The 11983-nt window shown below is 67.7% G+C and carries 10 protein-coding genes and 1 pseudogene; 3 read left to right on the forward strand and 8 right to left on the reverse strand.

Going from position 1 to position 11983, the window contains the following annotated elements; translation table 11 throughout:
- Nucleotides 1–67 precede the first annotated feature (67 nt).
- Nucleotides 68–889: an IclR family transcriptional regulator gene (locus CLU95_RS00600; RefSeq protein WP_099789335.1), complete on the reverse strand. Its 822-nt coding sequence runs from the start codon at nt 887–889 to the stop codon at nt 68–70.
- A 226-nt stretch (nt 890–1115) separates the two neighbouring features.
- Between CLU95_RS00600 and CLU95_RS00605 the strand changes: the two genes are divergently transcribed.
- Nucleotides 1116–4145, forward strand: a complete 3030-nt coding sequence (locus CLU95_RS00605; protein ID WP_257214498.1) for a hybrid sensor histidine kinase/response regulator — start codon at nt 1116–1118, stop codon at nt 4143–4145.
- A 318-nt stretch (nt 4146–4463) separates the two neighbouring features.
- On the forward strand, nt 4464–5168 hold the full coding sequence (locus tag CLU95_RS00610) for a response regulator transcription factor (RefSeq protein WP_099789336.1): 705 nt from the start codon (nt 4464–4466) through the stop codon (nt 5166–5168).
- A gap of 55 nt (nt 5169–5223) precedes the next feature.
- Here CLU95_RS00610 and CLU95_RS00615 read toward each other — a convergent pair whose 3' ends face one another.
- The 3 genes and pseudogenes from CLU95_RS00615 to CLU95_RS31315 form a co-directional block, all read right to left on the reverse strand.
- Nucleotides 5224–5808, reverse strand: a complete 585-nt coding sequence (locus CLU95_RS00615) for a response regulator transcription factor (RefSeq protein ID WP_099789338.1) — start codon at nt 5806–5808, stop codon at nt 5224–5226.
- Nucleotides 5809–5936: 128 nt separating this feature from the next.
- Nucleotides 5937–6686 carry a fimbrial biogenesis chaperone gene (locus tag CLU95_RS00620; RefSeq protein ID WP_099789341.1) on the reverse strand — a complete coding sequence of 250 codons (750 nt, stop codon included), beginning with the start codon at nt 6684–6686 and terminating at the stop codon, nt 5937–5939.
- Between the two features lie 100 nt (nt 6687–6786).
- Nucleotides 6787–7470, reverse strand: a pseudogene (locus tag CLU95_RS31315) (response regulator); the annotation flags it as partial.
- Between the two features lie 242 nt (nt 7471–7712).
- Between CLU95_RS31315 and CLU95_RS00635 the strand changes: the two are divergent.
- Nucleotides 7713–8102: a response regulator gene (locus CLU95_RS00635; RefSeq protein WP_099789347.1), complete on the forward strand. Its 390-nt coding sequence runs from the start codon at nt 7713–7715 to the stop codon at nt 8100–8102.
- A 111-nt stretch (nt 8103–8213) separates the two neighbouring features.
- Here the strand turns inward: CLU95_RS00635 and CLU95_RS00640 are convergent, their stop codons facing one another.
- The 4 genes from CLU95_RS00640 to CLU95_RS00655 all read right to left on the reverse strand — a co-directional run bounded on the left by CLU95_RS00640 (nt 8214) and on the right by CLU95_RS00655 (nt 11971).
- Nucleotides 8214–9419, reverse strand: coding sequence for a branched-chain amino acid ABC transporter substrate-binding protein (locus CLU95_RS00640; RefSeq protein WP_099789350.1), 1206 nt, complete (start codon nt 9417–9419; stop codon nt 8214–8216).
- Nucleotides 9420–9555: 136 nt separating this feature from the next.
- Nucleotides 9556–9996 (reverse strand): hypothetical protein, encoded by a 441-nt coding sequence (locus CLU95_RS00645; RefSeq protein ID WP_099789352.1) that lies wholly within the window; start codon nt 9994–9996, stop codon nt 9556–9558.
- On the reverse strand, nt 9996–10439 hold the full coding sequence (locus tag CLU95_RS00650) for a DNA polymerase III subunit chi (protein WP_099789354.1): 444 nt from the start codon (nt 10437–10439) through the stop codon (nt 9996–9998). Before CLU95_RS00650 ends, CLU95_RS00645 begins: the two co-directional genes overlap by 1 nt.
- A complete protein-coding gene (locus CLU95_RS00655) occupies nt 10436–11971 on the reverse strand; it encodes a leucyl aminopeptidase (RefSeq protein WP_099789357.1) in 1536 nt (511 codons plus the stop codon). The genes CLU95_RS00650 and CLU95_RS00655 overlap by 4 nt, the downstream gene beginning before the upstream one ends.
- Nucleotides 11972–11983: the final 12 nt, after the last annotated feature.

Here is an 11983-nt window from a genome sequence, read left to right on the forward strand (position 1 = left end):
AAAACTGGTTTGGAATCAAGCACTTGGCGCGTTGCGCCAGTGGAAGACGCGCCGCAGGCGCGGGCCTTCAGCGGCCGCCGTAGGCGGCGGTGATCTCGTCGGCGGCGGCGCGCACGGTGGCGCCCAGCTGCGGGAAGTCGGTGCTCTTGATGCGCTGCGTCGGGCCGACCAGCGAGATCGCACCGAAGGGCTGGCCGTGTTCGTCGCGGATGGCTGCGGCAATGCAGCGCAGGCCGACCGCGTTCTGCTCGTCGTCGATCGCATGGCCCGCGCGGCGCACCTCGCCCAGCGTTTCATGCAGCCGCGAGGCGCGCGCGATCGTGTTGTTGGTGAGCTTGGGCAGGCCGTAGGTGCGCAGGTACTGCAGCACGTCGTCTTCCGACATCGCAGCCAGGATCGCCTGCCCCATCGCCGTGCCATGCAGCGGTGCGCGGAAGCCCGGCTTGCCGATGGCGCGCATGAGTTCGCGGCTCTCCACCTGCGTGACGAACACGATGTCGCCCAGGTCGGCAATGCCCAGGTTGATGCTCTCGCCCGTGCTGTCGCGCAGCCGGCGCATCACCGGCAATGCGAGGTGCGCGATGCGCCGGCGACGGCCGAAGGCCGCGCCCACCGAGAAGCAGCGCACGCCCACGTACCAGAGGTTCGTCTCCCGATCGAACTGCACGAAGCGCCGCTGCTCGAGCGTGGTGAGCAACCGGTGCGCGGTCGACGACGACAGCCCCGTGTGCGCCGCGATGTCGACCAGCCGGAAGCCCTCGTCGTCCTCGGCGAGGAGTTCGAGCAACTGCATGGCGCGCGTGAGCGACTGCACCGTGCTGTCGTTGTCTCGGTCGATGCGGGTGACCTTCGGGGTCTTGGCGGAGGTGCGCGGCGAGCTGGCTGTCATGGCGGGCCTTGTGCAAATTGCGTGCCATCCGGCCTGCCCGTCCGGCGCGCGATCTGGCCGCCGATGGTCTGCGACAAACGCCCTGTCAACTACAGTGTTTGCACCAATGTCGACATTTTGAAGCACGTCGATCGCCGGATTCGCCCCACACCCGTGCGTCCTGCGCACGGCAGTGCCCTACCATCGCGGGCATCTTCCTGTCCGCGCCGGTCACACGGATGCCATGATGCCCAGCGACCTCCCGCGCTTTTTCGGTTTCGGTGCCTCGCGCGCCACCCCACGCGGCGTGATCAGCCTGCTGAACCGCTACCAGCGCGCGCTGCTGTACGTGGGCGGTGCGGTCACTTCGCTGGTGCTGATGGCGGCCACCGCTGTCATGCTGAATTCGCAGGTGCGCGACTACGTCGTCGAACGGCAGGCCGAGTTCAATGCCCGCCGGGCCCTGCTCCATCTCGAACTCTTCGTGCGCCACGGCTCGGTGCGGATCAACATCTTTCACGAAGAAGGCGCCTGGGAGCGCCGTGCGCGCGCTCCGCAATCGCTGGTCGACACCTTCGCCGCGCACGACGGCCGGATGGTGCTGCCGAGCAACAAGGACTTCCCGCCGATGCTGCTGCTCGGCGACCTCTCGGCGCAGCGCCCGGCCAGCGACTTTGCGCAGTACCTCGGGCTGGCCGAAGAGGTCGGCTACCGCTCGGCGGCCTACACCAAGACGCTGACGCTGCACTCCAGCTATTTCTACGCCCCCGACCTGAGCTTTCTTGCCGTGGTGCCCGCCCCCGCGGCGGCCGACCTGTTCGAGCGCCACGGCGCGCACAGCACCGAAGACTTGTTGAAGCGCATCGCCCCCGACCTCGGTGACCTGAACGACCCGGTCGTCGTCGCCCGGTTGCGCCACAGCGGCACGGCGGTCTGGCTGCCGCCGGTGGTCAGCCCCTTCACCGGCGAGACCGTGCTGCGGCTGGCGCAGCTCGGCTTTCATGACGGCAAGCCCTTCGTGGTGCTGGTGAACGACTACCCGCTGGACATCATCTCCGCGCACCTGTCCAACGACCGCCATGACGAGACCTCGATGTTCGTGGACCCGTCGGGCCGGGTGATCGCCGAAACGCACGGCCCCACCGGCACCAAGGACCTGCAGGCCCGCGCGCTGGCGCTCTCGCAACCCTCGCTGGCCGCGAACGGCGCGACGCTGCAGTACCGCGATGGGCTCTTCACCCTGCGCGCGCCCATTGCCGATGCCGACTGGACCTACCTCTACGCCTTTTCGTGGCGCACCATCGCGTCCGAACTCGGCCCCCGGCTGGCGATCTATTCCGCCGCCATGCTGCTGCTCATCGCCTTCGTCTGGAGCGCACTGCTCCTGCTCGACCGCAAGGTGTTCCGGCCCGGCTACGCGCGCTCCCAGCGCATCGTCGAGAGCGAGAACCTCAACCGCACCATGGTCGCGACCACGCCGTCCGGCCTGGCGCTGCTGCGCTACCCGGGCGGCGAGGTGCTGCTGCAGAACCAGGTGATGCAGACCTGCACCGAGAACGCGCAGCCCGAAGACCTGCCGCTGCCGCAGCGCCTGCTGCGCCTGTACGACGATGCGTCCGGCGCGCCCGAATGGCTGCCCGATCTGGAACTGCCGGTGACGCTGGCCAACGGCGAAGTCAACGAGCTGCTGGTGAGCGTGGTGCGCACCAAGTACCAGGGCAGCGACGTGCTGCTGTGCAACTTCTCCGACATCACCACGCGCAAGAACGCCGAACGCGCGCTCGACAGTGCCCGCGAGGCCGCCCAGCAGGCCAACCATGCGAAGTCCGCCTTCCTGGCCATGATGAGCCACGAGATCCGCACGCCGCTGAACGCGATCATGGGCAACCTCGAACTGCTGCAGCGCTCGCCGCTCTCGCCCGCGCAGAACGAACGGCTGAGCGCCGTGACCTCCTCGTCCACCGCACTGCTGGGCATCATCAACGACATCCTCGATTTCTCGAAGATCGAGTCGGACCAGATGCGCCTCGAATCGATCCGCTTCGACCTCGCGGACACCGCGCGGCAGGTGCTCGCGGTCTTCACGCCGCTGGCGCACGCCAAGCGCCTGGCGCTGGACTGCGTCATCGACGACGCCCTCGCGCCGCACTACCTCGGCGACCCGACGCGCATCCGGCAGCTGCTCATGAACCTGCTGAGCAACGCCATCAAGTTCACCGACACCGGCGACGTGCTGCTCGAGGTCTACCTGAAGGACGACGGCGACGCCGACTCCGCGGTGGTGATCGGCGTGAGCGACACCGGCATCGGCATGACGGCGACGCAGCAGAAGGCCCTGTTCGAGCCCTTCACCCAGGCCGACAGCACCATCGCGCGCCGCTTCGGCGGCACCGGGCTCGGGCTGGCGCTGTGCCGCCGGCTGACCGGGATCATGGGCGGCGACATCCAGGCCGTGAGCGCGCCGGGCAAGGGCAGCACCTTCCTCGTCACGCTGCCGCTGCGCAGGGCGCCCGCCCTGCCCCCGCGCGCACCCGCACAGCCGTCGGCCGATGCCGATGCCGATGCTGCCGCGCCGACCGCACACATCCTCGTGGTGGACGACCATCCGGCCAACCGCGAGCTGGTCAAGATGCAGCTCCAGGCACTGGGCTACACCTCCGACCAGGCGTCGGGCGGACTGCAGGCGCTCGACCTGTTCGCCACCCGCCGGCACGACCTGATCATCACCGACATCAACATGCCGGGCATGGACGGCTACACCCTCGCACGCGCCCTGCGCGCGCAGGGCTCGCGCGTGCCCATCGTGGCACTGACCGCCGACGTGGCGGTGCGCGAGCGCGACCGCTGCGAAGCGGCGGGCATCGACACCGCGCTGATCAAACCCATCCTGCTCGACACGCTCGACCGGACCGTGCGGCAGCTCACCGCCCGGGACGCGGCGCCGCGCACCGCCGCAGCGCACCGGCAGGACATCGCCCAGGGCACCCTGCCCGCCTCGGTGCACCAGGCGCTCGCGCAGTCGCTGGCCGACACCGCCGTCGCCATTCGCGCGGCCCTCGAGGCCCGCGACACCCACGCGCTCGGCGCCGGCTTGCATTCGCTGCGTGGCGCCTTCGCACTGATCCACGAAGCCGCGCTTGCCACCGACTGCGCCGCCATGGAAGCCCAACTGCACGACGCAGACTTCGCAGCCCTGGCGCAGGCCTTCGAGCGCTTCGAGCCGGCCGCGCGCGCCGCGCTCGAACGCCGTGCACCGCAGGCCGCTTCACCCGTCTGACCCCGCTTGACGCCAGGCCGGTCCGAACCCGTTTTCGGACCCGATCCGATCTTCAAGCGCCCCGGTCCTAGCCCGCAGCGCCCTGCGTCTTACAAATTAAGACCAGTCCTATGCATTTGCGCCCCGCATTCGGATCAGGCCGCTTAACGGCAGCGGCACGCCCCCCTAAAGTTCAGCCATCCCCTGCTGGAACCGCCTGAAGCACTCGCAGCCAGCCCCCAAGCGTCGTTGACGCCGGGGCGCAGCGATCGACAGCAGCCCTTCCTGCCGCACTCACTGCGCGCGCAGGCACGACAACTCTGTTCAGACAGGTCCGCCATGAAGCCACTCAACCTCCGCGTCCTCATTGCGGACGATCACCCCGCTGTTCGCATCGGCATCGAAAGCACGCTGCGCGAAAGCAACGCCGTCACCGTCGTGGGCGCTGCGCGCGACTCCACCGAAATGATGGAGCTGCTCAAGCTGCACGACTGCCAGATCCTGGTGTCCGACTACGCCATGCCGGGCGGCCTGCACGGCGACGGCATCGCGCTGTTCGCGCTGATCCGCCAGCGCTACCCGCTGCTGAAGATCGTGGTGATGACCATGCTCGACAACCCCGGCATCATCCATTCGCTGCTCGACCTCGGCGTGCCCTGCATCCTGAACAAGGCCGACTCGGTGAGCCACCTGCTGCCGGCTGTGCATGCCGCCTATGCGAACGGACGGTACCTCTCGCCGAGCATGGCGGAGATCGCCGCGCGCACCGCGCCGCACCGCACCGACGCGCAGCCCCACGCCATGCTGTCCAAGCGCGAACTCGAGGTGGTGCGCATGTTCGTCTCCGGCCTGACAGTGACCGAGATCGCCACGCTGCTGCATCGCAGCAAGAAGACCATCAGCACCCAGAAGGGCTCGGCCATGACCAAGCTCGGCATCCTGCGCGACATGGACCTCGTGCGCTACGGCATGGAGATGGGGCTCACAAACACCTCGGCGGCACCGATGCCGATGCCGCCCAGCCCGGCAGTCGCCGTTCTCTGACTGAACCCCACGCACGCCGCAGGGCGTGCGTCCCGGGCCGCCCGCGCCCGGTGCGTCAGGCCTGCGGCGCCGCGGTCGTGGCCGTCGACGTCAGGCCGTTTTCCATCGCATAGCGCAGCAGATCGACATCGCGCTCGATGCCGAGCTTTTCCATCGCCTTGGTTTTCTGCGTGCTGATGGTCTTCTTGCTGCGATGCAGCTGCTCGGCGATCTCGTTGATCGTGAGCCCCGACGCATACAGCCGCACCACCTCCGACTCCCGCTGGCTCAGCACGCCCGCGGCGTTGCGGCTGCGCACGTCGAAGTCGATGGAGCGCACCACGGCGTCCATGGTCGGGGAGTAGTACGTGCCGCCGGTGCGGGCGGCATGAATGGCGGGAATCAGGTGCGCCACCGCATCCGACTTGCTCACGATGCAGCGAATGCCGCTGGACACCAGCGAGTGCAGCACCGCCGGGTTGTCGAGCATCGTGATCACCACGATCTGGATGTCGGGAAAGCGCCGCTTGATCAACTTGAAGAGCGGCACGCCGTCGCCGAACTCGCCGGCGGGCATCGCGTAGTCGGACAGCACCATGGCGCACACAGGGCTCAGGTGAAGGTGCTGGCGGGAAAGACGGGGTTGAAAGTAGCTGTTCATGGCGGTAAGGGGTGCAAAGGAAGTCGGGGCTGGGCGCAGCCTTCCCCGGGAGGCCGGTCAACCGGCGTCCGAAAATGGCGTGTCGTGGGAAGGGGCCGGCAAGGAATCTCCCGGCCTGCGGGCCGTGCTTAGCGCGCGGGTGCTGCGCCGAGCGGGCGTTGGCCCTTCACGGGGCCGCCGAAGTCGTTGATGGACGAGTAATCGACCCGTGCATCGCCTGCGGGACGCTCGTTCAGGTCTGCGAGCGGAAACACCTGTGAGCCGCGCGGCGGGACATAACCGTCGCCGGCGTCGAAACGCTTGCCGCCGACGACCAGCTCGAGCTCGCCCAGGTTCACGTGGAAAGGCGTGGGGTTGCTCGCACGCAGCGCATAGCCCTTGGCGCCTTCGGCAGGAACCACTTCCCAGCTCACCTGGGCAGGAGCGTCTTCCGAGGCACCCGGCAGGCCCTTGGGGCGGAACATCAGCTTGATGCGCGAACGGAAAGCCAGCTGGAGCTGGTTGGCCTCATCGCTCTTGGGCGGAACCTCGAGCACGTTGAGCCAGAACAGCGATTCCATGTCCTGCGCCAGCGGTTCCTTGCTGTAGATGATGCGCAGGGTCTGGCCCTTGTCCGGATCGAGGCGGAACACGGCGGGCGTCAGGGTGAACGGCACGTCGAGCTTTTCGGGCGCCACGTTGGGGTCGCCCTTGTCGAACCAGGCCTGCACCAGGGCGGGCTGCTTGCCGGTGTTCTTGAGCTTGAGGGTCACTTCGCGCTCCTGCCCCGGGAAGATGACACGCGTGCCTTCGATGATGACGTTGGCCTGTGCGACGTTGGCGGCCAGCGCCGCGCCCAGGGCGGTCAGGAGGCACAGCTTTCGGAAAATCTTTTTCATGGTGTTTGTTCCTTCTCTCGTGTGGGGGTGGCGGAATGTGCATATAGCCCAGCAACTCGAAGGCGCTGGCCAGCATGCGTTCCGTCAGCGCTTCCAGCAGACCCGCCTGCGCCATGGCAGGCACGAATTCAGACGCCGGCAGCCAGGTGTCGTCGGGCCGGTACCAGCACGCGTGCAGCTCGGCGCCGCGCAACGCACCGGTGCGCGTGCAGTGCCGCGGCTCGAAGTGGGCCGTGATCTGCCGCGAGGCCAGCGCCTCGCGCAGGATCTCCGATGTGAAAGCCGGCTGTGCCTGCTGCGACGGCGCGGCCGTGCGGCGCCGCAGCTCGACCTTGCAACGCCCCCGCGCCATGGCCTGCGCCGCCGACACCATCGTGACCATGGTGCACGGCTTCGCGATGACCGAGAGCACCCGCGCGCCCCGGGCCCGAGCGTAGTCCGCCGCCGCCTGCAGGATGCGCGGCGGCTGGGCGCTCATGAGCACCAGCGCGGCGGGGCTGCCGGCCTCGACCACGGCGTCGATCATCTGCAGGCCCGTCACTTCAGGCGTGTCGATGTCCACCACCAGCAGGTCGTGGCGGCGGCGCTGCACCGCCTCGACAAAACCGTGGCCGCTGCGCGTCACGTCCACGCGGGGAATGCCGGCGTAGCGCATGAAGGTGGCCAGCGCGAAGCCGGTGCGTTCGACCTGGTCGATCACGAGTGCGTTTCTGATCATGGCGGGCTTGGGTGTGTGAAGAGGATGGTGTTCTGCATCTTCCCGGGCACCGCCCGAATCCCCCATCGGCCCCGTCCTAATCTGGCGGGCCGGAGGCTAGGACTGCGCGCCAATCTGCGTCGCTTCACAACAACTGTTGTCCCGGCGCACACGTGGCGATGCGCTCCCTGGAAGATGTGACCAGAAAGGCCGGGCAAGGCCGGGGCAGCGTTCATTGCTGCACGCTTTCCATGCGTCCATCTCCTTTCTCCTACGCGGAGTCGGCGTGCGCCACGCTACGCTATTGGTTCACAGAACAAAACCCCGGCATGGCCCTCATCACGTTCCTCGTCGAGGACAACAAGACCATCAGGGACAACCTGGTCCCGGCCCTCGAGGACCTCGTCAACGGCCATGTCGTCGGCTTCGCGGAAACCGAGTCGGGCGCCCTTGCCTGGCTGGCCGCCCACCCCGACGCCTGGCAGTTGCTGATCGTCGACCTGTTCCTGAAGGAAGGCTCGGGCCTTGGCGTGCTGGCGGGCTGCCGCAAGCGCCGGCCGGGCCAGCGGGTCGTGGTGCTGAGCAACTACGTCACCGCCGACATCCGCGCGCGCTGCGAGGCCTTGGGCGCCGACGCGGTGTTCGACAAGTCGCGCGACCTCGACGCCTTCATCGAGTACTGCAACACCGACCGCCCTTCGGGCTTTGCAGCGCTCTGACACCGGACGCGCGCCGCGCACCATCCGTCCACCCATCCATGAATGACAAAAGGGCCCGAAGGCCCTTTTGTCGTGAAGCGGTCCGATGAAGGACCGTTGGCTGCAATGCGATCAGCGCACCACGGCGATCTGCGTGCGCACGCCACCCTTGTAGGTGAAGAGCGTCAGGGCGCCGTTCTTGATGTCGCCCTTTTCGTCGAAGGCGATCGGGCCGGTCACGCCCTTGTATTGCACCTTGCCGACTTCAGGCAGGTACTTTTCCGGGTCGGACGAACCGGCTTTGACCATGGCTTCGGCCAGCACGTTGACCGCGTCGTACACGTACGGTGCATAAATCTGCACTTCGACGCCGTTCTTGGTCTTGAACTTGGCCTTGAAGTCTTCCAGCGGCTGCTTGAAGTCGCCGTCGACACCGCCGGCCTCGGCGCAGACCACCATGTCTTCACCGATGGCATCGCCTGCCAGCTTCGGCAGTTCGCCGGTGCACAGGCCGTCGCCGCCCATGAACTTGACGTTCAGGCCGAGTTGCTTGACCTGCTTGAGCATCGGGCCGCCCACGGCGTCCATGCCGCCGAAGAACAGCACGTCGGGCTTGGTGGCCTTCAGCTTGGTCAGGATGGCGTTGAAGTCGGTCGACTTGTCGGTCGTGAACTCGTGGCCCACGATGGTCGCGCCTGCCGCCTTGGCAGCCTTCTCGAACTCTTCGGCAACGCCCTGGCCGTAGGCCGTGCGGTCGTCGATCACGGCGATGTTCTTGCCCTTGAGCGTTTCGACAGCGTACTTGCCCAGCGTGCCGCCGAGTTGCGTGTCGTCGGCCACCACGCGGAACGTGGTCTTGAAGCCTTGACGCGTGTACTTGGGGTTCGTGGCCGACGGCGAGACCTGCGGAATGCCGGCGTCGCTGTACAGCTTGGAAGCGGGGATGGTGGTGCCCGAGTTCAGGTGACCGACGATGCCGTTGACCTTTTCATCGACCAGCTTCTGGGCGACGGCCGTGCCTTGCTTCGGATCGCCTGCGTCGTCTTCGGGAACCAGCACGAACTTGGCAACCTTGTCGCCGATCTTGAGGCCCTTTGCATTCAGGTCTTCGATGGCCATCTTGGCACCCAGCTCGTTGTCCTTGCCAAGGTGGGCAATGGGACCGCTGGTCGGGCCGACGTGGCCGATCTTGACGACCAGGGCATCAGCCGGAGGCGCAGCGGGGGCCGGAGCCGCAGCCGTGGGTGCCGGCGCCGCCGGAGCAGCAGCTTCTTCTTTCTTGCCGCAAGCCACGAGCGTGAGTGCAGCCAGTGCGACCGCAGTCCATTTCAATTGCATGAGAACCTCCAGAACTTGGATGAAAAGATATAAAAACCGGTCGTTCGATCCGGGCGTTCAGACCTCGCAAGTTTCGCGCCGCAGACCAGCGGCACCCTCACGCCATCCCGACCTGCGGCGCAGTTTAGCCGAGGATTTATGCGCCGGAAGTTGGCGTAGACCCTGTGTTTTCCCCTGTGTTTTCACAGAGTTCAGCGGCCATGGATTCGATGACGAGCGCGCGCAGCACGGCCTCGATTTCGCCGCGCAGGCGCGGCACCATTTCGTCGAGCTGATGCTGAACGGCAGCTGACACGGCGTCGCTCAATCGCTCTTCCAGCGACAGGTCGACGCGCTGCAGCACGCGGTGCAGCAATTGCTCTTCGAGGCTGACGATTTCGGCCGGCGTGAGCGACACCGACGGCGGCAATGCAACAGCGCTCGCGGGGTCCGGCTGCGGAGGCTGCGACACCGGTGCGCCACTACTTGGAACTAAAGGGCGCACCGTCTCGGCGACCGGCACGGGCTCGGCCGGAATCTCGAGCACGGTCGTCAGCGTCGGGACGAACCGGGGCGGCGTGCGCAGCGTGCTGGCCATCAGGAAGCGCTCCTTGCGAAATCGTGCGGCTGGATCGTGTAGCCCCGGTCGGCGTAGTGGCGCCAGCGCGTGCGGCCGACCTGCCGGTCGCTGGCCTCGTCGCTCACGATGTCGATCATGCGTTCGAAGCGCTCGAAGCCGGCCGGCACTTCAAGGCCGAGGTTGACCAGCATCTCGCGGTGCGCCAGCGAGGCCGCGTCCGAACCTTCGGCGCACAGGATCACGGGCGAGCGCACCACCACATGCGCCGGCGCGTCGGCGCGGCAGTGCGCGACGAAGTCGACCGGCGACAGCTGCCAGAGCGCGGCGTCGACGGTGTCGAGCGCACGTGCATCGCCCACCACCACCACGCGCAGGCCGCGTGTGTTCACGGCCTTGCGAACCAGCCGGCAAGCGTAGGTGAGCTTGTCGGGCGCGTTGTAGTGAAAGCCGATGTCGGTCACTGCGCGGACCGGGCCTTTCGGGCCGGCTTGGCCGGGGCCTTCTTTGCAGGCTTGGCGGCCTTCGGCGTGGCAACAGCGGCGTGGCTGCTGCCTGCGCGGTTCGTCAGGTACGAGACCAGCAGGCCGACAGGCCGGCCGGTCGAGCCCTTGGCCGCCCCGCTCTTCCAGGCCGTGCCTGCAATGTCCAGGTGCGCCCACGCGTAATCGGCCGTGAAGCGCTGCAAAAACTTGGCCGCGGTGATCGCACCGCCGGCGCGGCCGGCGATGTTGGCCACGTCGGCGAAGTTGCTCTTGAGGCCTTCGGCGTAGTCGTCGTCCAGCGGCAGGCGCCAGCAGCGGTCTTGCGAAGCCTCGCCGGCCGACTCGAGTGCGGAGGCCAGCGATTCGTCGCTCGCGAACAGGCCGCTGCGCACGCCGCCCAAAGCCACCACGCAGGCGCCTGTGAGCGTCGCGATGTCGATGACGGCGGCCGGGTCGAAGCGCTTGGCATACGTGAGCGCGTCGCACAGGATCAGCCGGCCTTCGGCGTCGGTGTTCAGGATCTCGATGGTCTGCCCGCTCATGCTGGTGACCACGTCGCCGGGCTTGACGGCCTTGCCGTCGTTCATGTTCTCGCACGAAGGGATCAGGCCGACCACGTTGATCGCCGGCTGGATCGCGCCGAGCGCGCGGAAGGTGCCGAGCACGCTCGCGGCGCCGCACATGTCGAACTTCATCTCGTCCATCTCGGCCGCAGGCTTGAGCGAAACGCCGCCGGTGTCGAAGGTGATGCCCTTGCCGACGAGCACCACGGGCGCCTCGTCCTTGGCGCCGCCCTGGTAGCGCAGCACGATGAAGCGCAGCGGCTCGGCCGAGCCCTGGGCCACGGCGGCGAACGCGCCCATGCCGAGCTTTTCGACTTCCTTCGGGCCCAGCACTTCGCACTTGATGCGCGGCAGCTTCGCCAGCCCCTTGGCGGCTTCGGCCAGCAGCGTGGGCGTGGCGTGATTGGCGGGACGGTTGCCCCACTCCTTGGCCAGCTCGATGCCGGCGACCGTGGCGCGGGCGTCGTCGAAAGCCTTGGTGACGGCGGGGCTGGCGGCCTCGGACACGCCCAGCGTCAGATGGCGGATGCTGCGCGGCTCGGCCTTCGACTTGGTCGTGGTGTAGACATAGCTGGCATCGGCTGCGGCCGTGACGGCAGCGGCCACCGCGGCAGCGTCGGCCGGCTGCGCGAAGACGATCACGACGCGCTTGGGACTGTTGGCCTTGGCCGCGGCAACCGCCGCGCTCACGGCGCTGCGCACTGAGGCGGCCTTGCCGTCGCCGATGGCCGCGAGAAGCACGCGCGACGGCACCACGGCCTCGGGGCGGTACAGCGCGAGCAGCTTGCCGGCCTTGTCGGGCAGGTCGCCGGCCTTGCGGGCGCTGGCGGCGAGCACGGAAACGGGGTCCTTGGCGGTGGGGAGAGCGCTGCCGACCAGCACGATGAGGAGGTCGGATTTCTCGGCGGCGGCCTGGGCGACGGTGAGGGTCTTGAGTTGAAAGTCCATAATCCTTTTTTT

The organism is Variovorax sp. 54 (genome assembly GCF_002754375.1).
Taxonomy (GTDB): domain Bacteria; phylum Pseudomonadota; class Gammaproteobacteria; order Burkholderiales; family Burkholderiaceae_C; genus Variovorax.

What these genes read in the sequence shown, in the direction of transcription:
- CLU95_RS00600 (WP_099789335.1), bottom strand. Translation starts at nt 889, where the DNA reads ATGACAGCCAGCTCGCCGCGCACCTCCGCCAAGACCCCGAAGGTCACC.
- CLU95_RS00605 (WP_257214498.1), top strand. Translation starts at nt 1,116, where the DNA reads ATGCCCAGCGACCTCCCGCGCTTTTTCGGTTTCGGTGCCTCGCGCGCC.
- CLU95_RS00610 (WP_099789336.1), top strand. Translation starts at nt 4,464, where the DNA reads ATGAAGCCACTCAACCTCCGCGTCCTCATTGCGGACGATCACCCCGCT.
- CLU95_RS00615 (WP_099789338.1), bottom strand. Translation starts at nt 5,808, where the DNA reads ATGAACAGCTACTTTCAACCCCGTCTTTCCCGCCAGCACCTTCACCTG.
- CLU95_RS00620 (WP_099789341.1), bottom strand. Translation starts at nt 6,686, where the DNA reads ATGAAAAAGATTTTCCGAAAGCTGTGCCTCCTGACCGCCCTGGGCGCG.
- CLU95_RS00635 (WP_099789347.1), top strand. Translation starts at nt 7,713, where the DNA reads ATGGCCCTCATCACGTTCCTCGTCGAGGACAACAAGACCATCAGGGAC.
- CLU95_RS00640 (WP_099789350.1), bottom strand. Translation starts at nt 9,419, where the DNA reads ATGCAATTGAAATGGACTGCGGTCGCACTGGCTGCACTCACGCTCGTG.
- CLU95_RS00645 (WP_099789352.1), bottom strand. Translation starts at nt 9,996, where the DNA reads ATGGCCAGCACGCTGCGCACGCCGCCCCGGTTCGTCCCGACGCTGACG.
- CLU95_RS00655 (WP_099789357.1), bottom strand. Translation starts at nt 11,971, where the DNA reads ATGGACTTTCAACTCAAGACCCTCACCGTCGCCCAGGCCGCCGCCGAG.